At 42.6% G+C, this 21602-nt stretch carries 20 protein-coding genes; 3 read left to right on the top strand and 17 right to left on the bottom strand.

What is annotated here, in order from left to right:
• Positions 1 to 105 precede the first annotated feature (105 nt).
• From GL182_RS10220 to GL182_RS10200, 5 genes are all read right to left on the bottom strand, one after another.
• Positions 106 to 1095, bottom strand: coding sequence for a hypothetical protein (locus GL182_RS10220; protein ID WP_240469770.1), 990 nt, complete (start codon positions 1093 to 1095; stop codon positions 106 to 108).
• 92 nt (positions 1096 to 1187) lie between these two features.
• Complete coding sequence (locus GL182_RS10215) at positions 1188 to 1706, bottom strand: hypothetical protein (protein ID WP_163379550.1); 519 nt, start codon at positions 1704 to 1706, stop codon at positions 1188 to 1190.
• 120 nt (positions 1707 to 1826) lie between these two features.
• Complete coding sequence (rpe, locus tag GL182_RS10210) at positions 1827 to 2480, bottom strand: ribulose-phosphate 3-epimerase (RefSeq protein WP_163379549.1); 654 nt, start codon at positions 2478 to 2480, stop codon at positions 1827 to 1829.
• 80 nt (positions 2481 to 2560) lie between these two features.
• Positions 2561 to 4195, bottom strand: a complete 1635-nt coding sequence (locus tag GL182_RS10205) for a S8 family serine peptidase (protein WP_163379548.1) — start codon at positions 4193 to 4195, stop codon at positions 2561 to 2563.
• Positions 4182 to 4871 (bottom strand): hypothetical protein, encoded by a 690-nt coding sequence (locus GL182_RS10200; protein WP_163379547.1) that lies wholly within the window; start codon positions 4869 to 4871, stop codon positions 4182 to 4184. The genes GL182_RS10205 and GL182_RS10200 overlap by 14 nt, the downstream gene beginning before the upstream one ends.
• A 52-nt stretch (positions 4872 to 4923) precedes the next feature.
• Between GL182_RS10200 and GL182_RS10195 the strand changes: the two genes are divergently transcribed.
• Positions 4924 to 5553 (top strand): phosphoribosylanthranilate isomerase, encoded by a 630-nt coding sequence (locus GL182_RS10195; protein WP_163379546.1) that lies wholly within the window; start codon positions 4924 to 4926, stop codon positions 5551 to 5553.
• Here GL182_RS10195 and trmB read toward each other — a convergent pair.
• The 9 genes from trmB to holA form a co-directional block, all read right to left on the bottom strand.
• Positions 5550 to 6215 (bottom strand): tRNA (guanosine(46)-N7)-methyltransferase TrmB, encoded by a 666-nt coding sequence (gene trmB / locus GL182_RS10190; RefSeq protein ID WP_163379545.1) that lies wholly within the window; start codon positions 6213 to 6215, stop codon positions 5550 to 5552. The two genes, GL182_RS10195 and trmB, sit on opposite strands and share 4 nt — an antisense overlap.
• Before the next feature lie 5 nt (positions 6216 to 6220).
• Positions 6221 to 7525, bottom strand: coding sequence for a bifunctional folylpolyglutamate synthase/dihydrofolate synthase (locus tag GL182_RS10185; RefSeq protein ID WP_163379544.1), 1305 nt, complete (start codon positions 7523 to 7525; stop codon positions 6221 to 6223).
• Positions 7526 to 7534: 9 nt separating this feature from the next.
• Complete coding sequence (locus GL182_RS10180; protein ID WP_163379543.1) at positions 7535 to 8488, bottom strand: energy transducer TonB; 954 nt, start codon at positions 8486 to 8488, stop codon at positions 7535 to 7537.
• Positions 8489 to 8491: 3 nt separating this feature from the next.
• Complete coding sequence (locus tag GL182_RS10175; RefSeq protein WP_163379542.1) at positions 8492 to 8884, bottom strand: ExbD/TolR family protein; 393 nt, start codon at positions 8882 to 8884, stop codon at positions 8492 to 8494.
• Position 8885: 1 nt separating this feature from the next.
• A complete protein-coding gene (locus GL182_RS10170; protein WP_163379541.1) occupies positions 8886 to 9587 on the bottom strand; it encodes a MotA/TolQ/ExbB proton channel family protein in 702 nt (233 codons plus the stop codon).
• A gap of 1 nt (position 9588) precedes the next feature.
• Positions 9589 to 10266 (bottom strand): SPOR domain-containing protein, encoded by a 678-nt coding sequence (locus tag GL182_RS10165; RefSeq protein ID WP_163379540.1) that lies wholly within the window; start codon positions 10264 to 10266, stop codon positions 9589 to 9591.
• Positions 10267 to 10400: 134 nt separating this feature from the next.
• Positions 10401 to 12056: a TonB-dependent receptor gene (locus GL182_RS10160; protein WP_163379539.1), complete on the bottom strand. Its 1656-nt coding sequence runs from the start codon at positions 12054 to 12056 to the stop codon at positions 10401 to 10403.
• A 20-nt stretch (positions 12057 to 12076) separates the two neighbouring features.
• Positions 12077 to 15076 (bottom strand): tetratricopeptide repeat protein, encoded by a 3000-nt coding sequence (locus GL182_RS10155; protein ID WP_240469769.1) that lies wholly within the window; start codon positions 15074 to 15076, stop codon positions 12077 to 12079.
• 14 nt (positions 15077 to 15090) lie between these two features.
• Entirely contained in the window at positions 15091 to 16113 is a 1023-nt protein-coding gene (gene holA / locus GL182_RS10150) for a DNA polymerase III subunit delta (protein ID WP_163379537.1), read from the bottom strand.
• A gap of 117 nt (positions 16114 to 16230) precedes the next feature.
• Here holA and GL182_RS10145 point away from each other — a divergent pair, with 117 nt between their 5' ends.
• Positions 16231 to 16932 carry a tetratricopeptide repeat protein gene (locus GL182_RS10145; RefSeq protein ID WP_163379536.1) on the top strand — a complete coding sequence of 234 codons (702 nt, stop codon included), beginning with the start codon at positions 16231 to 16233 and terminating at the stop codon, positions 16930 to 16932.
• Here the strand turns inward: GL182_RS10145 and GL182_RS10140 are convergent.
• Complete coding sequence (locus GL182_RS10140; protein ID WP_163379535.1) at positions 16919 to 17755, bottom strand: universal stress protein; 837 nt, start codon at positions 17753 to 17755, stop codon at positions 16919 to 16921. The two genes, GL182_RS10145 and GL182_RS10140, sit on opposite strands and share 14 nt — an antisense overlap.
• Positions 17756 to 17771: 16 nt before the next feature.
• A complete protein-coding gene (locus GL182_RS10135) occupies positions 17772 to 18698 on the bottom strand; it encodes a 2-hydroxyacid dehydrogenase (RefSeq protein ID WP_163379534.1) in 927 nt (308 codons plus the stop codon).
• Positions 18699 to 18933: 235 nt separating this feature from the next.
• On the opposite strand from GL182_RS10135, the gene GL182_RS10130 reads away from it, so the two are divergent.
• Positions 18934 to 19782: a DUF2911 domain-containing protein gene (locus GL182_RS10130; protein ID WP_163379533.1), complete on the top strand. Its 849-nt coding sequence runs from the start codon at positions 18934 to 18936 to the stop codon at positions 19780 to 19782.
• 46 nt (positions 19783 to 19828) lie between these two features.
• Here the strand turns inward: GL182_RS10130 and GL182_RS10125 are convergent, their stop codons facing one another.
• Entirely contained in the window at positions 19829 to 21544 is a 1716-nt protein-coding gene (locus GL182_RS10125) for a sodium:solute symporter (protein ID WP_163379532.1), read from the bottom strand.
• Positions 21545 to 21602 lie beyond the last annotated feature (58 nt).

Genomic DNA, 21602 nt, shown 5'->3' with positions numbered 1-21602 from the left:
ATATTTTGATTAATAGGTATTCAATTTATTTTCATGGAGTTATTTTTACTATTTCTTTAAAAAATTTGGGAAAGGGCATGTTTCAGATGGGCAATTTTCATTATTTTACCATTGGCCCACTTTTCTGTTTTGTCTGTACCAAATGGAACTACCCCGGTATTCCACTCCATTGTGCAGGTGTTTCATGACCACCCGGCAGCCTCCGACCTTGCATTTTTTGGTGCCAGGTAAACTGACCGATACACCTACCTGCAGGGAATAGACATTTTGATCGATGTTTTGAATTTCCTGAGCCTTGGGAGCAGTATAGGCAAATGTCCTGAATGCTGCAGCTGATCGTACAAATGCCCTGGTATATTCTGAAAAATCGTATTCCAGCCTTAGAGCTATTCCATAATAGGGATCGGGAGCCGTTAGGTTCTGATCCGGTGGATGGCGCATCATCATGGACCCAAATTCACCTTCTGCCACCAATCTCCAGGGGTAAATCTGCCTTGCCCTTTGCTTCAATTCGGACTGCATGGCAATATTGTTGCCGGAATATTTTCTGTATTGCCATCTCAGAAAAGCGTTTCTTTTTCCGGCATCCCAAAGGACCAAACCCAGCGTTCCGTATAATTTATCATACGTATAGTTGGAACGTTCAAAATCAAAGGCATATCCCTGGCCCATGAGGGGCGATATATTGCCCCATTCCCTACCATACCCTGCTCCTAGGGTGACAAAATTAAAAACATTGACCCTGACTCCCACATTAATTGGGTATGCCATTTGGCCAGTTGTCATGGCCAGTGTATCCCCCGGCTGAATATCCATCTGCTGGTCTGCCCCCGTAGGGCGCAGTGGATAATTTGATGGCGTATCACTATTAAAAAGCAAATCATGTTCCTGGTAAGCCGCACCTGTCGATATTTCGAAAGAAAAATTACTCACCATGTTTCTGAAAACATTACCCAACTCATTTTCACTTTTCCTCCCTTTAATTTTCCGCTCTATGCCAAAAATATCCTCCTGGGCCATTAAAGGGAACTGAATACCGCAAATAAACAAGAAAATGGAGACAGCAGCAAATGCCTTTTTTCCGAATAAATTCATCGTGTTAAGGTTTTTATACTTGTTGTTTAACGTATAAAACCAAAAAACCCTCTCAAATGGAGGGTTTTTTTCAATAATTATTGAAAATATTTTTATTCACCAGCATCAGGTGATGCCTCATCTTCAGATTCAACCGTTCTTTTTTCCTTCATCTCGGCGATCATATTGTCTACTTTTTCCTTGATTTCAGGATTTTCCTTCATGGCTTTGTTCACCTTGTTATAAGTAGCAACACCCAGAATGTCATCATTCTTGATAAGACCTATTTTTAAATCCCTCACCTCATTACTGAGAGACCCCATAAATTCCAGTATTTCCTCATAGGCAGCTTTCTCCTCATCCGTGATTTCAAGTTCGGCCATTTTTTCTTCATCTTCCCAGGCACCCTTGATTTCATTGTAGCGGGCAGCTCCATCAATCACCTCATTATCCTTGATCATACTGACCAACTCCTCATTTTTCTGATCGTAGAAAGCCATTACGGAATCTTCTACAGCTGCGAATTTAGCCAACTCTTCATCAGTGATTTCCTCTTCTGCTTCATCCTGTGCCTGTGCGTGAAATCCTATTACTCCTAACATCAGGAAAGCCAATACAAATAATTTTTTCATAATTTCTATTTCAGTTTATTAAACGCTTTATACCTACGAATTAAATTAGAATCCATTTATTTCACAAATAATATCGCAAAAAATACGCCATATTTTATACCAAGCCCCTAAAATTTGAATTTAAACAATGTTTTTTAGCTTTTTAATGGTTTCTGCTGGACTTTTTGAGGAAAACACAAAATGCCCGGCTACAAGTATATTGGCTCCTGCACTAAAAAGCTTCCCTGCATTATCCATACTGACCCCGCCATCTATTTCTATTCTCGCATGGGATCCGGTTTCAACGATCAATCTGGTCAGGGCATTCACTTTCTTATAGGTATTATCGATAAATTTTTGCCCCCCAAATCCCGGATTGACAGACATAAGCAATACGACGTCTACCTCTCGGATGATGTCTTCAAGGAACTTAACCGGTGTATGTGGATTCAATGCTACCCCTGCTTTACATCCCAGCTCTTTGATGGCCTGCACGGTCCGGTGAAGATGTGGGCAGGCCTCGATATGGACGGTCAGTTGAGATGCTCCTGCCTTTTGGCAAGGTGCCAGGTATTTGTCAGGCTCGACGATCATCAAGTGCACATCAAGCGGTTTTTTGGCATGCCGGTGAATGGCCTCCAATACAGGCAGACCGAGCGATATGTTGGGAACAAAAACCCCGTCCATGATGTCTACATGAATGTAATCAGCTTCAGAACCATTGATCATTTCTACTTCTGCCTGTAGGTTGGCAAAATCAGCTGCCAGTATGGATGGTGCGATTAAAGGATTCATGGTGCTGGCTTTTAGGAATTGGTATCTTACTTTATTGAATGACTTGAATTACAAAAAAAAGGAAATAAACCCTCATTTCCTTATTTCTTCCACAACTTTATACTCCCGGCTTCTACAGCATCCTCTAATTCAAGCCAATAAATGCCCGGATGCAGGTTTCCCATGTCTATCCTGTAGGGGTTTTCTCGTTCCCTTCTGTACAGGGACAACAGCCCGAGCATTTCTCCCTGGGTATCATAAAGCTTCATGCTGCAGTTCACCTGTTTGCCAAACTCTACCTTTAATTCATTTTCTGTCAGGGGGTTAGGGTATATTTTCAAAGGAGATTTCACCAGTACTTTCTTGTCTTCGCCCGAATTGATCCTCAAAAAACTGGGGACGCCATAACCGAGCTCGAAATCCGGCCGATCTGACTGGGATCCACTTTCCAATAACTTTTCCTTGAGCACAGACCGGGTCCAATCAGGATTGGCCTGCCAAACTCCTGCCGCAAGAGCAGCTACCTGCGGGGAAGAAAAAGAAGTACCGCTGGAAATACTTGTTCCCTCAATTTGACGCCAAAGTGTCACTCCCGAACCAAAAGCGGCCAATTCAGGTTTGACCCGTCCGTCACTGCTTGGGCCAATAGAACTGAAGCTGGCTTTATTGAAGCTATTGGTGATGGCACCTACTGCAAGGATTCCCCGAGCATCTGCAGGCACCGTAATGGTTTTCCAACTGATATTCCCCTCATTACCAGAACTGCAAACCACCAGGATACCCTTATCGGCTGCCATACTTGCCCCCCTGGAAATAATCGCAGTGGTACCATTGAGATCCTCCCTGGAATAATTCATTTCGGGATCATCAAAATTATTGTATCCCAGAGAACTATTAATCACATCCACCCCCAGGCTGTCGGCAAATTCTGCGGCACGTACCCAGTTGTATTCTTCTATCCTGTATTCTGAAAAAACATCTTCTGTGATACAAAGGATATAATCAGCGGCGTAAGCCCCTCCTACCAATTGGCTTGGATCATAAGCAGCCATCAAAGAAAGAGATCCTGTACCATGGGTATCCGTTCGAAACACATCCCCGGAACCTGGTTGGACAAAATCTCTTGTGGCGATGATTCTGTTTTCATTGAACAAATGCTGCAGCCCGGTGATTTCATCTGCATTTAAAAATCCTGCATCAAATACCGCCACTTTTATACCCTGCCCGGTGAAGCCTGCCCGGTGCATTTCAGGAATGCCTAAAATATTGTTTTGAAATTCAAAGGCCCTATTTTCCGGTGTAAAGGATTCCAGTTTGGATGGAAATTTTTCATGCAGGGCCTGGCTACCTTCATGCTCATTCCGAAGCCCTCCCCTTGCCACCAAAATTACATTTTCTACGAAGTCCAACTGCCTCAATCGATCAGCGGAATTTTCATCCGCATGGACAATGGAAGCATTCATCCATTTGGAATGATAAATCACTTGATCAACCTCTTTCGCTATCAATGGTATGTATTGTGCGGAGACGGGCAAATCCGTGCTGTCTACCGCCAGCTTTTCTCTGCTCCTGCGCAGGAGAGCGGCCGCTGTCATCAATTCTTCCGGACTGTCCAGGCTGTACTCGGTGGTAGGTTTGTATTTGTAATGTATGGCATACCTGTCCTGAGCGATAGCGTTGGACCAGCAACCCAGGAGGAACAGCACAAACAAAAAACGGACGTTACATTTGGCCATAGTCAATTAGCTTTAAATGAGTAAAACGACCTTCCTGAATGATTTGTTCTCCCAAACAGTCATTTCTGGAACAATACCTGAAGACTTCATAGTAGCTTTCTACCATTCCAATATCTTTAGCAAACACCTCATACCGATTGTCCCTGATGGTAATCAGGTCGTCCTCTTGCTGTTGACGGATCGTTACTGTTTCCGGAAAACTCAAGTTGTCCAATATATGGTCTCCTTGCCTTTCCACCGTAAAATTTTCGGGAGGTAGGTTATTCAGCGAATTGCCGTCCCATTCCAGTTCTGAGTTTAGGGGGTATACCAAAATGACATCCTGCCGGTTGTTATAATGGCGGATTATACGGTTTTGGCTAAAAAGTAGGGTGAAAACCCTTTCATTTATCCAATTGTTTCTGTCAGTTGAAGACTGCCTTTCTACCCTGTAAACAAATTCATTTTCAGCATTGAGGTATTGGTCTACAATTTGATCCCGGTAAAAGAAGGTTTGGGTTTCAAAATCATTTTCTCCAAAGTAAACCGTCTCCGCCACCCTGTACTCCCAAAATTTACCGGGAGATAAAGGGTAAAAAGGGGAAGAAATACTTTCCGGTTCCTCCCGCTCTATCCCACAACTGGCCATAAAAATCAAGTACAGAAAGAATCCCTGCCTTTTAAACAAAATATACATTCTCTATCTTTGAATTCCGTTGAAAATTACACAAATAATACCCTAAAATAAAATGGCTTTAAAAACTTTTGTAAAGATAAGCAATGTAAATAACCTCAGTGATGCCAGATACTGTGCCGGAATGTACGTCAACCTGATGGGCTTCTCCCTTGAGGAAAATAACGAATATTACGTCTCTCCTACCGAATTCAAAGAAATAACCGATTGGCTGTCCGGGTTGCAATATGTAGCTGAGTTTCGTTTCGCCCATCCGGATCAAATTTTAGAAACGCTTCAGCAATATGAGGGTTTTGACTATATACAAGTCGACGAAAAGTTTCATTTACAAATGCTCCATAATTCTGGCTATGGACTTATTTATAATTTTACCATAAAAAAAGAAGCAGATTGGGAAGAGGTACTCTCTTTTTCCAAAACACTGAAAGCCCATAAAGTAATGCTCAATCTTGAAGCAGAAGGCAACAGGCAATTGGAGCAAACGGAACAAAAGCACCTGCAGGCCCTGTCTGAGAATTGTGAAGTATTGCTGGGTTTTGGGTTTGATGAGCAAAATGTAGAGCAAATTTTAGAAGCATCTGGAGTCAAGGGCATCAGCATGAAAGGTGGTCATGAAATCAAGCCTGGAATCAAGGATTTTGATGAACTGGCAGATATCCTGGAGTTGCTTGAGGTAGAGGATTAGCTCTGGATAAAACAAAATTCAATGTATTTGATGGTTTCTCCTTTTTCCATAAACATTTTTTCATAGCGTGTTCTGATGCCGTGGTGCTCGTCTTTCCAGTCGGAAAGGTAAAAATCAGTTGTTTTCCTGATTATCCGGATATCTGTACTGGCAGATAGCACCTCATGCGTATAATTAAATAATCCGGTATTGTCGGTTTTAAAATGAATGTGCCCCCCATCTGCCATAAGTTGGCGGTAGCTGTCCAAAAATCTTGGAGAAGTCAATCGTTTCCTTTCATCACCTTCTCTGGGCCTGGGATCGGGGAAGGTGATCCACAACTCATTGATTTCACCAGGTGCAAAAAACCGCTCCAGCAGTTCAATTTGTGTTCTTAAAAATGCGGCATTGTTTATTCCTTCGGCAAACGCCTGGCTACTCCCCTTCCAAATCCTGGACCCTTTGATATCCACACCCACAAAATTTTTCTCTGGATATTGTCTGGCCAAACCTACGGTAAACTCTCCTCTGCCACAAGCCAGTTCTACCACCAGGGGATGGTCGTTCTGAAATTGAAAGGATTTCCATTGTCCCTTGATCTCTTCGAAAATCTTTTTGCCTGCTTGTACCACATGGGGATTTTCTTCATTTTGCCTGAAGCGTTCTAGTTTCTTTCTGCCCATTATTCTTATAATTCGTTCAATTCGGCTACTACAAAGGTACTCCCTCCAATAAAAATCAAATCCCTGTTTCCGGCACTTTTTTTAGCATATTCCAGTGCCTGGTTTACATCAGGAATACAGGTTCCGCTCAATCCATAGGTCTTGGCCTTTTCCATTAATTGTTCAGCCGGCAGGGATCTGGGTTGGTCCGCCTGACAAAAAACATAGACCCCTTTTTTTGGCAGAAGAGAAAGGATCTGGTCCTGATCTTTGTCTGCGACCATACCCAAAACGAAAAATAGGGTTTCCCGATCCAATTCTTCTACCTGTGAAAGTATGGATTCAAATCCATCTATATTATGTCCTGTATCACAAATGGTTAAAGGGGATTGACTTAAGATTTGCCAGCGGCCTTTTAATCCGGTATTCCGTTTTATTTGTGACAATCCTTTGGCAATATGTGTATCTTTGATTTCCAGTCCCATAGCCTGCAATATTTCCAGGGCTTTAAGGATAGCTGGAAGGTTTTTAATCTGATATTTCCCCAATAAATCCATGGAGATCTCCTGAAGACTGCCCATTGCGGGCTTGATCTGATAGACCGCATTGGCAACATGCCCTTCATTTGCCTCAGAGCGCCTGGAGGTAACCTTCACCCCTTGATCGGCAAAGGTGATCGGTGATTGTGTTTCTTCTGCCCGCTGAGTAAATACCCCGGCGGTTAAGGGATGGGTTTGCCCGATAATTACCGGAACGCCGGCCTTGATGATGCCTGCTTTTTCAAATGCGATCTTATCCAGGGTATCGCCCAGGAATTGCGTGTGGTCCATACCTATATTGGTGATCAGACTGAGGATGGGCTGGATCACATTGGTGCTATCAAAACGACCGCCCATCCCTGTTTCTATGATGGCATAATCTACCTTTTGTTTGGAAAAATGGTCAAATGCCAAAGCAACCGTCATTTCAAAAAAGCTGGGCTTTAGTGCTGTCAGGTAGGCTTGATGGCCTTTCACAAAAGCAATCACCTCACTTTCTGGGATTTCCTTGCCATTAATTTTAATCCTCTCGCGAAAGGATTTCAAATGAGGAGAGGTGTACAAGCCTGTTTTGTATCCGGCTTCCTGCAGCACGGAAGCCAGGGCATGTGCAGTACTCCCCTTTCCATTGGTCCCAGCGATATGAATACTTTTGAAATTGTTTTGGGGCTGCCCCAGCCTTTCACAAAGCTTAAAGGTGTTGCTGAGGTCCTTTTTGAAAGCGCTGCCGCCTACCCGCTGAAACATAGGTAGGGCCTGGAATAAAAAGTCAAGGGATTCCTGATAATTCATGGATTCAAACTAGTCAACCCTTATGATAAAAGTAATTCTACCGGTAGAATATTCGGCGGTGGGATTCCCACTCTGCCGTTTGAACGAAAGACCATTGACCACTGTCCGGTAGTAATTCATTACTTCATTTGTGACGTTATATTCCAGAGGAATCGCCTGTACAATTTTTCCGTCGTCATTTACGGTTATCCGGAATACAATTTTCCCGTTTCTGTTGGATAAATTATCCTGAATATTGGGTTTGGATGCAAAATCCCAGCCTGCCAGATCCAGGTTGTAACCTGATCCATCTCCGGTATTACCCCTTCCGGATTGCAAGATGGACCTGCCATCTACCGTGCCCTGGGGATTGCCTTCATCGCCGCTTTGATTGGATTCACCCTGTTGACTTCCGGCAGCAGGTTGTCTGGAAGAGCCTTTGGTCCCCCCTGCCCCAAAAATTGCTCGGGGATCTACGGTGGGCTTTTTTTCTTCTACTTTTTCAGGAGCAGGTGCTTCCTTCACCTCATTACTAGCAGATTCTGAAGGTTTTTCGTTTGTTTTTTCCGGTTCTTTTATGGATTCTTCCAGTTGTTCTTCTGCTTGTATGGGGCTGGGCACCCTGGATGGGGATTCCACCTTGGGTTGACTTTGCTGAGGGGTATTTTGGGAAGGAGTGGATTCGGGAGGACTAGTGGGGACGGCGTTTTCCGATGGCTGAGGGGCAGGCTCACCAGGGGCTGCTGCCTCTGTGGCAGGTTCCTCGCTGCTGGAAGGCGGTGTAGTGGTTTGGTTTTCGCCCGTACCTACATCGGAAAAGCCCAGGTTAAGTTCCAGGCCAAATTGAGACATGGGAGGAACCGGCTGCTTCCATACCACTATAAAGTACACGGCAGTCAGTATCAATACATTCATGATGAAGGTAATGATTATGGCCTTTCTTTTAGTGGTTGCTTGTTCTCTTTGGTCTTCCCAGACTTCCATGATTTACTTAAATGGTTGTGTTGCAATCGTTACATTGGCTTCCAGTGCAGCTGCTATGCCTCCAATTTCCACCAGGTATTCAACCGGCACTTCTTTATCAATATGTAAAACTACATATCCTTTCTTCTCACTAAGTAACGCAGTAAGTTCATTTTTAATTTCATTCCTGTTCACCTGCCGGTCGTTGACGGCATACCTCAGGTCCTTGGTGATGCTCACGGTGATTTCCTGCATCACTATATCAGAACTCTCGCTAGAGGGAAGGTTTACCGGCAGTCCGGAGGGAGTGATAAAGGATGAAGTAAGCATAAAAAATATCAGCAACAGGAAAATGATGTCTGTCATGGAAGACATGCTGAAGGCGGCTTCGATTTTGTTCTTAGATTGTAAGGCCATTTTATTTCTTGTCCTGAAGTAAATCGATAAATTCTATGGTAGTGTATTCCATGTTGTGTATCAACTTAGACACCTGGGTCACCAGATAATTGTAACCCAAATAAGCAACAATTCCTACCACCAACCCGGTAGCCGTGGTAATCATGGCTTCATAAATCCCTGTGGACAAAAGTTTGGGGGATACCATCCCCTCTTCCTGTGCTACTCCAATAAATGCCCGGATCATTCCTGCGACAGTACCCAAAAAGCCAATCATGGGAGCTGCTCCGGAAACGGTAGCAAGGAGCCCCAGGTTTTTCTCCAATTTATAGATTTCAATTTTACCCACATTCTCTATGGCTACTTCTATGTTTTTCAAAGGGCTTCCTATCCTTTCCAATCCCTTGGCAATCATGTGGGCAACGGGCGTCTCTTCTCCCTGGCAGATCATTTTGGCCTGCTCAATATTCCCGCTTTGCACCATCATCTTGACCTGATCGATCATGCCTTTTGGTGTTTTGGAGGCCTTTTTAAGCGTAAGTATCCGTTCTACAAAAATAAAAATAGCCAGGATGAATAAAAGGTAGAGAGGGATCATCATGTATCCTCCTTTTATCAATAATTCCAGTAATCCGATATCTGAAGATCCGGTTCCTTCCATCAAGGCAAGGGAATCTACGGTTTGCTGTCCATCAGCTGTTGACAAAGTTTGTAATAATATCATATTAGTATTTCAAAACCCATAAGTTTTCCTTGTAATCATTCTGGGAGGATTCCATGGCCTCCAATGCCAAATCTAAATTTTCAAATTGTCCAACAGCCAGTCTGTAAAAATTAATATTGCCGTACGGATGCACCAAAAACGTATTCAATCCCGAATTATTGAGTCTGGAGGAATAATCCCTGGCAAGATCGTCGTCTATAAAACTACCTACTACTAAAAAATACCTGGGACTACCTTCTCGGCCTTCGATTTCGGTGAGCTGGGGTGCTGTTGTTGGCTCCTCAGTTTCCGGAATAGCAGCTTCAGGATCCGGGCTTGGTTCAGGTTCAGGGCTTTCCACAGCAGGTGGCGTTGTATCCTCAGTGGTCACTTCAGGAGTATTTCTATTGAAATCCTCCATCAGTCCAAAATGGTAAACACCATATCCAACGGCTAATATAAAAAGCAGGATCAACAAGATCACCCAATTGGTACGGTCTTTTTTTTCTTTCTTTTCAGGATTTTTTCCAGCATCAGGAACGGAGGATGAACCTGATTCCTGGGCTACAGGTACAGCCGGTTTTTCTGCAACCAATTTTTGTGGGTCGCTTTTTAATGGACTTACATTTACCGGGGGAAGCCCAAAGTCCTCATCATTATCGGATTGGCTGTTATGATCCTTAGATTTATTTTCAGACATCTCAAAAATGGTTGATTTAATCCACTAAGCTAAAGTAAAACCAGCAATTCGCCAATATTGCTACGAATAATTACCTGATATTTACCTTCTAAAACCCCCTCAAAATCCCGGAAGGTTTTCTATTTTCAAATTTTTCAGAATTTAAATCCGATTCCACCGATTACCTGTATGGATCTTACCGGATAATAGTTAAATCGTTCATAGGATTGATTCAGTAAATTATTTCCCTGAAGGAAAGCTGAAAATCTTTCCGTGATCGCATAATCTACACTCAGGTGTAGATCCAATATGGGATCCAATTTTCTTTGGCTGTCAGCGGCCAGGTTAATGGCTTGAATCCCTCCCAAAGCATTCAGATTGGCATGTAAGGTCCATTGTTCATCCGGCGTGAAAGTATTGTTGAGATGGAGTTCCCATTCCGGCCTGTGCCAGGCGGTATTGATTTCGTCAAGCGTATATTGGAAATAATGGGCGCTTGCCTGCAGCTGATAATACTGGTCAAATTTGTAATCTAGTGCTGCATGGTATTCCATTACCCTGGTATTGTTATCGTAAATGAGTTGAAACCGGGTGCTATCGGTAGCATTGTTGCCAAAGAAATGCATGTTGGTATAATCTCCATATCTTAATCCTGCTTTGTAATTGGCTTCATCATTGGCTTTCCCTGAAATTCCGGCATCAATTCTATAATTTTGAACGGTATTTCTCAGCTGGTCGGAAGGACCCAGAAAAGGATTCTCCCGGACAAAATCATAATAGGTATTTCTTATTACATCGCCTTTATATTCAGCATACAGGCCAATGGACGGCATTACATGATAGGATAGGAATACGGATGGAAACACATAAAATTCCTTCAGTTTGTTGGGTACAATGTCATTCTCATGAATCACATTGGCGCCGATTTCCACATGAAAGCCATCTTTGTTATACTGGGCATAGGGATGCAATTTGAAATAATTTCTGTTGATCGCTTCATATTTGACATCTGTAGGTGAGGTAAATGCCAGCTGCGAATTAATTCCTCCGATGAGGTTTTCATTGGCCCTGAATAGTGCCCTGACTTTGACCAATGCTTCACTTTCCCGGGCTTCATACCGATCATTAAACAACCTGAGGGAAAGGCTGGCGCCATAATCAAAAGGCTCGGACCGGTCTATTCTTTTTATACCTACAACAGTCTTTATCGTATTGAATACTTGCTTGATGCTATCAGATGGAATCGCTATTTCAGGGTCAGCGGTATAGCCGTAAAAATGATACATGTCCCTTTGAAAATCCAGGTTACCATAAATTTCCACAACATCCTTATATAAACTTCCACTTAAACCAATTTCAGTATGGTCTTCAGCCGAATTTTCTCCATCCACAGGTCCCGTATAAAACCCCTGATGCCTCAGATGCAGTCCGTATGACTTATCAGGATCGGGCAAATTATGTATATCCAACCGGATCAAGGGTGAAGAATAATTTCCAAATCCAAGTTTTGCGCTGCCCAGCGTTTGGTCATAGGCAGGCAAAGGGAAGGGTTTTTGGTAGGGCTGGGTTTCCAGTACCACGGGATCAAGGGGTACAAAAAAATCCTTAACCTGATAACTGTAATTGGTAGAGGCAGCTACAGGAGGTAAAGTCGGGCTTTTTTCGAAAACCCTGGACTGCCTGGGTAAACTCAATACCCTGTCTTTCCGGATGATGAATTCGGTATCCCTGATTTCTCCCCTATCCGGCTCCTGCCCCTCCTGGCCATTTGACTGGATGGACAGCAGCATTCCCCATAAGGTGAATCCCATACAAAGAGATTTTATTTGGTTCATTCTCCAGTTGCGTTGATGGTTTCTAATAACTCCTCGGCTTCCTGCTTCACCCCTGCATCAGATGAATTCTCTATGATGGATTCCAAAGTGGCTTTTGCCTGAAATTTTTCATCCATTGCCAGGTAATTTTTGGCCAGTTGTACAAATTGCATCCCGTACCAGTACTCATACTGACTGAATGCCTGAGATCTCTCGAAAATCAATTCGTTTGATGCCGCATATGCTCCTGCTTCGGTTTGTATGCGTGCCAGGTGGTACAATCCTTCTGCCCCCTGAATGGTATTGTAATTGTCCACCAACTCCTGATAAGCAGCTGCTGCTCCCGTATCATCATCGGCTTCCTGCAAGGATTTCCCTTTAATCAGCCATGCGTTGGGTTCTGCTTCAGGAGTGATATTTCCCAATGCAAGAATTTTGTCCGCATTTTCTACGGCTTTTTCATAATTGCCTGTTTCATAAAAAGAAAGCATCAAACCAAAATAAGCTTCATATTCCTCTGCTTTGCTCCTGGCATTATCTGCTGTAAATTGAAAATAAGGGATGGTTTTATCGAAATTGCCCCGGTCAAATTCAATAGAAGCAATTTTTTGGAATACCCGGTTCTTTAGATTTACATCGGTAGTATTTTCCAGTTCATAGAATAAGGCCAAAGCCTTGTCCTCATTGTCCATCCTGAAATAGGCATCTCCCAAATAATATTTCGCTTCCGGTACCTGGGAAGCCTTGGGATAATTTCTCATGAATCCCTCCAGGGCTTTGATGGCTTGTTCATAAGATTGGTTGAAAACCAGGCTTTTTGCTGCTTCAAATTCCACATTCTGGAGGTTACTGCTGCTGGGGTTGGTAGTGCGGTATTCCGAAAGGTAGGTGGAAAACTCTTCAGATCTTCCTTGGAGAGAAAGACTTTCCTGCAAACCCACCAATGCCGTTTCTCCATTACTTGCATTGGGAAACTGATTCAAAATTTGTTTATAATCTTCAATAGCTTTATCATAATCTTTCAATGAATAATTGGCCACTGCCCTTCCTTCCAGGGCAAAGGGAATAAAGGGACTGTTGGGTTTGGATGAAATCAGGTTGGTAAAGACCTCCCTTCCCTGTCTGTAATTGAGGTCTTCCATGTGGATCTGGGCTTTCTGAAATACGGCATCTTCCCAGTAAAGGCTGTTGGGATAATTGTTGATTACCTGATCCAGTTGTCGGATGGCCTCGTTATTGTTATTCTGAAAATTGGCTACCACCCCTCCCCTGAAATAAGCATAGTCGCTATACTGATTGTTTTCCCTTACTGCTCTTCTAAAGGTACTCGCAGCAGCATCAAATTTCTTTTGAACATAATATACATCGCCCAGCCTTACCAGGCCATCATCGTAATGCTGCTTTTCATTGCTGTTACTGAGTTTATCGGTGTATACTTTAAACTGGTTCTCCGCTTTTTCGTATTGCCCCTCATTGAAATAAGCATAGCCTAAACTATAGTGGGTTTTAATCAAGCTTTGATCATTACCAGGGGGCTTCATGGCCAGCAAACGCTCATAAGCCTGAATGGCAGCATCCGGTTTATCATTGATGGCATTTACCTCTCCTTTCCAATATTGTGCCTGATAGAGTAATCCTTTATCCATAGGAAAGCGCATGGATTTGTTCAAAAGGTCCAGGGTTCCGTTGAAGTTATTATCCCGTAAGTAGGTCATCGCCTGATAAAAAGTCACTTTCTGATAGGCCGCTTTGATCCGATCTGACTTTTGTTGCATGCCCTCTATGTGAGAAATGGCCCGGAGGTAATTACTGGTATTGATCAAGGCATCACTCAATAGGTTTTCTGCCTCATTTATTTTTTCACCACGGGGATACTGATCCAGGTAATTGTCCAGACCAGAAACGGCTTCCTGAAATTTCCCCATTTCCAAATTTACTTTGGCGTAGTTAAACAAAGCCTCTTCTTTGATACCGGGCTTGAAATCCATCTTATAGGCTGCACTAAAGCTATTTGCCGCAAAAGGTAAATTCTTCAATTGTATGTAAGCATGCCCCAAAAAGTAACTTGATACCTGCCCCAGGTCGTCATTTACCAAAGCAACATCTTTAAAATAATTGCTGGAAGCTTCATAATGCCCCATTTCATAATTAGCCACTCCCGCCTTGTATTTCTGATCTCTGGACAATTGGCCCTTTTTTTCATCAAGAAAAGCCTGGTAATTTACTGCTGCCTGGGAAAAATCCCGCTCATTATAATAGGCTTCTGCCAGCAATAAGTGGATCTGTGCTTTGTTTTCCAGGCCTGCTTTGCCTACCAGCGGGGCAGCGTATCCGATTAGGCTGTCAAGTTTGTCCTGCTGGTAGTAGATGGCTGACAACATGTAGGGGACCTTTAAACTGAATTCCCTGGATTTACCTGCTTCCTTAAAATCTGCGACGGCCTGCTCAAATTCATTTTGTTTAAAGGAACTAAAGCCAGAATAGTAATAGGCCCCTGCCAGAAACGGACTCCTGTACCTTTTTGCCCGTTCAAAGTAATATTTCGACTGCGCATAGTTCTTAAGTTGAAAATAGCTATAACCTATCTTGAAAAGATATTCAGGATGCCTTTCTTCCATCAGGGGTACATCTTGAAGCAAGCTGAAATTTGCTATGGCCTTGCGGTAATCCTTCCTGGCCAAGAAATAATTGCCCAATTCCCAGGCAGCATCATGACTTAAGGGGTGGCCCGGGTGATCCATAATAAACGCTTCCAGAACCGAAGGCCCTTCAGGGAAATCTCCCCTGAGTGAATTAAGGGCGATGTAATAAGCTACATCTGTTGATTTGTTGGAATCGGCGGCTTCAAAATCGATTTTTTCAAAGGCTTCTTTGGAGGAAGCAAACTGGTCCTTATGAAATAAATCCAGGGCCTCCTGAAAGGTAGAAGCCATGTTGTTCTGGTGCTGCGTGCTTTGTGCTTTGGATGTATACCATGCCAAATTCACAAGTACCGAAAGTAAAATTATTCTTTTCATTCTAACCATTCGGATCAATGAAGAATTTTAAAAATGAGTTCTTTAAGTATCTGGCTTTCTTCCATATTGCTTGCTGTTACTCCTTTGGAACGTAAATCTGCTTCTCTCAGGTATCCGATGATATCAATAATCTTGCCTAAAGGGTAATTTTTCCCTGCAGTGATGTATTCTTTTATAAAATAGGGGTTTACTTTTAATAGTCCTGCCAGTTCCCGTTCACCCATGTTCTGGTTAACTTTGAGGAGCAGTAAACGCGTAAAATGGGTGTACAGCAAGTATAAAAGAGGTACCAGGGGGTGTGATTTCTGGTTCTGGGAAAAGTAGCGGATGATGGTATTGGCCTTTGGGACATCCTTATAGCTCAGCGATTTTGTCAATTCAAAATTATTAAAATCCTTACTGATGCCAACATATTTTTGAATGTGCGAAGAATCAATTTGAACGGGCTCGTCAAAATTTATGAGCATTTTATCAATCTCATTTGTCAGCACCTCCATATTATTGCCAATGGATTCCGCAATTACCTGACAGGCCCTGGGTTCAATGGTAAACCCCTTTGATTTGACATATTTGTCAATGTAAGGACCCAGCTTGTATTCTTGTATTTTGTCGGATTTCACCAAAACAGCCTTCTTATCCAATTCTTTCGCCAGGGCCTTTCTGCCGTCTAATATTTTATATTTATAGGCAAAAACAAGGATGGTACTGGGTAAGGGATTTTGAATGTAGGAAAGTAACTGCTGCATGCCATGTTCCCTGTTCAAATCCTGAATGTATTGGGCTTCCTTTACGATGACCACCTGCCGGTCTGCCATCATGGGAAATCTTTTGGCATGGGTAAGGATAGACTCCATACTGGAATCCTTTCCATAAACAATGGTTTGGTTAAATCCACGATCCTGCGGGGATAGGGCATTGTTTTCAATAAAATCAGTAATTTTGTCGATGAAGTAGGGTTCCTCTCCCTGAAGAAAATAGATGGGGGCAAATTTGTTTGCTTCTAAATCTTTAAGAATACTTTCCGGATTATTGGGCATACCTGGTTTAAAAATATCTCAACAAGAACTCAAATATAAAAAGAATATAGGATTATCAAGGGTGAGCAGAAACAATACAGCCATAATTTTTGTATGTATAGAAGATCTAAATGAAAAATGGTGGAAACGATAGAAAAAGGAATTATTTGCTACAAAGAGGGGAAATTCGAGGAAGCGTTACTGATATTTGATAAATTGGTGCAATCTGATGGCCCAAAATCAGAATACCTGCATTTTCGGGGCAGAATCCAGTCCCGGCTGGGATCATTGGACCAGGCCATCAGCGATTTTGATAAATTGATTGCACTAGAGCCCTTTAATACTACCTTTATCAGCGATCGTGCAGTGGTCCTTCATTTGCTGAAAAGGAATCAGGAGGCGATGGAGGCCTTTGATCAGGCCCTGAATTTAGATCCCAATAACCCATATCGTTATTCCAGCAGGGCTTATTTCAAAGATAGGATCGGTGATTTGAAGGGGGCCATAGCGGATTATGAAAAAGCCATTGCCCTTGATCCTGAAGATGCCATTGCCTATAACAATAAAGGATTGGTAGAAGAGAAATTAGGCTATCAGCAAAAATCTAAAAACAGCTTTTCTGAAGCAGATCGGTTGTCTGGCTATGACAACAAGGAAAGCAAAGAAGATTTCACTTCCCCGGAGAATACTTCCTTAAATGAGCCTCATTTTATCCAGGAGGATGAAAATAAGCCCATGAGTTTGGGCCATTACTTTTCTATTTTAACCGACTTATTTACCAAAAAGGAGACCAGGCATGAATTTAAGCAATTCTTAAGTTCAAAGTTCAAAGGGTCTTGACCACATAAAGGGGCTTGTTGATAAAGTAAGACATCTTTTTGGAAAGGTTTTTAGTGAAAAGTTGTTCAAACCATGACTTTTTTCTGCTCAGGGTAAATAATATATCCCCTTTGGCGGTGATCAGGTAGTTTTCCAATCCAAGACCTGGCTCATCCCGATAGCTTTTCAACACAAAATTTATTTTTTCATAATTAACAAAAGGAATTAACTCCTCCATCATAAGCAGGTGTTGGGCCTTGTCGATGATTTTCACCCGGGTACTGACATGTACCACATCTACTTCGGCCTCATAATACTTTGCCAGCTCAATTACTTTCTGAATGGCCAGTTTGTCTTCCTCCAGGTAATCCGTAGCGTAGACCAGTTTTCTTGGGGCTTTGAAAAATACCTTTCTGGGAATGATAAAGACATCACAAGCTGCCTTTAGGACTACCTTGCTGGACTTTGTACCTATATAGTTTTTTTTGACCTCATTGATTCCCTCAGTTCCCATGATGATCAGGTCCACTTTTTCCCTTTCCGAAAAGTCAAGAATGGAGGAAACGGTCTTCCCTTCCTGCAGGATGCCTTTACACTCGGAAAGTCCTTTATCCAGACTTTCCTCCCGAACGGTTTCCACCAGGCGCTTTAATTTCCTTTGAGCTGTTTGAAGGCTTTCACTCAGTTGGTTTCCGGGGAAAAGTTTTTCGTAGTCCTCCTGATCTGGTACATGAAACAAAATTAATGTTGCCCCTTTTTCCTCACCTATTTTGGCTGCATATTCAATGGCATTTAAGGAGCATTCGGAAAAATCAGTAGGACAAAGAATGGTATAGGTTTTCATAAAGAATGGTATAGGTTTAATAGCCCTGGTTTTTGTTGATTTGGTTGATAAGGGGTTTATCGGCCATCAGGTTCTGGTAGTTCTCCATAATTTGTGGAGCTGCGGCTTTGTGATTGGTGATACTGGCAATATGTGGGGTGACGGTAATTTTATCATGCTCCCAGAAGGGGTGTGTCACGGGCAAGGGCTCCTCCTGAAAAACATCCAGCAAGGCACCTGAAATAAAACCGGCCTGGATGGCTGGTATAAGGTCTTCTTCCACCAGGTGCTTTCCCCTCGCTACGTTGATCAGGTAAGTTCCTTTTTTAAATTTCCTGAATAAATCCTTGTTTAAAAATCCGACCGTCTTGGGCGTTAAGGGTAGCAAACAGACAATCAGATTCACTTCATTTAAAAACTCCTGCAATTGATCGCCGTAAAAATAGCGGTGCCTGAAATTGGATTTGGGTGAATTGCCATAACCTATGGCTGGAAATCCAAGCCCGGCAACTTTATCCAAAACATCACCGCCCAATTCACCTACTCCCATTACCCCTACTGAAATGGGAATCTCAGGTTGGCTCATGTCCCAGGTTTTGGATTGGTTATCCTTGATGTACCGCAAGATCTGCCGGTGATGATTAAGAATGCCCATGACCACATAATTGGTCATGGAAAACGTCAATCTAGGATCTACGATTCGGGTAATCGGCACATTGTCCGGACTGTAATCTGCCATGATATGATCTACTCCTGATCCCATGGAACAAATTAAGCGCAGGTTTGGAAATTCATGTAATATACCTTTGGGGTGCTGCCAGAGCACCACTACCTCTACGGCTTTTTTATCGCTGATCTCAGGAAAAACCTGAATATGTAATTGAGGATTGATTTCCCTGAACACAGCCGTCCAGGCATTGATTTCATCTATTGATTTATTTGGAGCAATAATTGCAAGTCCCATTGAAAGAATTTTGATTAAAAGATTAAATATTTTCAAAAATGACCTCCAAAAATGCACTTTAGCTAACCAACCACCAAACAATTACCCCAACAGGATTACTAAAATGGCACAGAATTTACTCACAATTTCCATATCTTTACCGAAAAGGATCCTACCGGTAAAACAATAGATTTACCTGTGCCGTAAACTAAAAATGCTTCGGATGATCATAACTACAATCTAATTATAAATTTCTATGAAAACAAAAAATCTGCTTTTTCTCATTACAATTTTGTCGTTAATCCAAATAAATGGATTCGCTCAGATCAAAATGCCTCAGGCCAGTCCCAGTAGCAAAGTGGTTCAGCAAATGGGATTAACTGAAGTCCACCTAGATTATTCCAGACCAAGTAAAAAGGGACGAAAAATTTTTGGCGAGTTGGTTCCCTTTGGACAGGTTTGGAGGACCGGTGCCAACAACCCTACTACACTTGAATTCGATACAGATATCAAGGTAAATGGGCAAAATCTGCCTGCTGGCAAATACGCTTTTTATACCATACCGGATAAAAAACAATGGACGGTCATTTTTTCCAAAAAAACCGAACTTTGGGGAGCAATGGGTTATGATGCCAATGACGATGCCCTACGGGTATCTGTTCCGGTAAACAAACTAAGAAAGCCAGTGGAATCCATGTCCATTCAATTTGCAGACCTGACAGATACTGGCGCGACTTTACAACTGGCATGGGATAAGAGCCAGATCGAGCTAAGGATGGAAACTGAAGTGGATCCGGTGGTCATGAAACAGATCAGGGAATTGCTTATCGATCAGGACAGTGATAACCCCGGGCTTTATTTTCAGGCAGCAAACTACTACTTTACCAATGACAAGGACCTGGACACTGCTTTGGAATGGGTCAATAAAGCTGTGGACGCTGATCCAAAATATTATATCGTACACCTGAAAGCTAAAATTCAGGCAGCTTTAGGCATGAAATCAGAAGCCATCGCCACGGCACAGCAATCCCTGGAACTGGCCAAGGAAGCCAATAATCCAGATTATGTTGGTCTGAATGAAAGACTGATTGCTTCTTTAAAATAGTTTCAAAGGAGCTGCTCAGGTTTAATGAGCAGCTCCTTTAATTTTTTTATCCTTTGACTTTTTTGGGGATAAATAACTGCAGAATAGCGGCAATCAACATGACCAGGATACAGCCGATGGCATTGTACCACAAGTATCCCACATCAATTGCCATTCCAGCAACGGTTTTTCCATTATAAAAATGGAGGGTCAGGATCAATATTTCAGTGATAATGGAAGCCACAAAGACGGCTCTTCCCCCAACCCATTTCATAAAAAAGCCAACCAGGAATATACCGAGTATGGTGCCATAAAAAAGGGATCCCAATAAGTTAACTGCCTGAATCAGGTTCTCAAACAAGGTAGCATAAGTAGCAAAAAGCACAGCAAATAACCCCCAAAGGGCTGTAAACCATTTAGATGATAACATGTAATGCCTGCTGCTTTCTGACTTTCTGATGGACCTTTTGTAGATATCCATGGTCGTCGTAGAGGAAAGGGCATTCAATTCCGATGCAGTGGATGACATGGCTGCACTGAAAATCACAGCAAATAGGAGCCCTACGATCCCTTTAGGCAGGTAATCCATCACAAAACGCATAAAAACGTAATCGGTATCGTTGGTTTCTGCTAACGGGTCATTCCTGACAATCAATGCTTTTACTTTTTCTCTTACTTCTTCCTGCCTGGCTGAATGATCAAAGATCTCAGCCTTGTACTGATTCGTTTGAGACTCGTTTTCTGAAGAAATGGCTCCCAATAACTGCTGAATACTTTCACTTTTTTCATCAAATATATGGCTGTATTCATCTTCCAGTACCTGAAAATCCTCTATAAGTTCACTTTGCTTGAGTTTATCCAATTGAATGGTATTGAAAATGACAGGCGGCTGGAAAAACTGGTAAAAAACAAACACCATGACACCAATAAATAAGATCACAAATTGCATGGGCACCTTTAAAAATCCGTTCATCATCAATCCCATCCTGCTCTGTGTTAAGGAGCGGCCACTGAGGTACCGCTGTACCTGAGATTGATCCGTGCCAAAATAGGATAAAAACAAAAACAAAGCCCCTGTCACTCCCGACCAGAAGTTATACCTGTCGGAAAGATCAAATTCAAAATTGACGATATTTAATTTCTCCATTTTGCCAGCCAAATGCAAGGCTTCGGTAAATTTCACCGGGATCATATGAATGACAATGATTCCAGCCAGAATCATCCCACCCATCATTACGGTCATTTGTTGTTTTTGGGTGATGGATACCGCTTTCGTACCTCCCGAAACGGTATAGACGATCACCATTATCCCGATGAAAAAATTGGTAAGTGTCAGGTTCCATTCCAGCAATGTAGATAGAATAATGGCCGGCGCATAAATGGTAATCCCGGCTGCCAATCCACGCTGAACCAAAAACAAACAGGCCGTCAGGGTCCTTGTTTTCAGGTCAAAACGGGTCTCCAGAAACTCATAGGCAGTATAGACCTTTAACCGGTAATAAATGGGCAAAAACACCACCGAGATGATGATCATGGCTACAGGCAGGCCAAAATAAAATTGTATAAACCTCATGCCGTCTGCATAAGCCTGTCCGGGAGTACTTAAAAAAGTAATGGCAGAAGCCTGGGTTGCCATGATGGAAAGGCCTATGGTCCACCAGTTCAGATCATTCCCCCCTTTCAGGTATTTTTCCATGTCCTTGGGGCCATAGGTTTTGTATATACCATAAGCGGCAATAGCAACCAAGGTGCCGAACATGATGGTCCAGTCCAGGTAACTCATGAAAAAGCATGGGTTAATATATAAAGTAAAATAACCAAAATGCCAAGCACAATCACCT

This window comes from Cyclobacterium sp. SYSU L10401 (assembly GCF_010993705.1).
In the GTDB taxonomy this organism is placed as follows: Bacteria; Bacteroidota; Bacteroidia; order Cytophagales; family Cyclobacteriaceae; genus Cyclobacterium.
The sequence above is the reverse complement of the archived record's forward strand: the minus strand, read 5'-3'. Positions and strand labels throughout refer to the sequence as shown.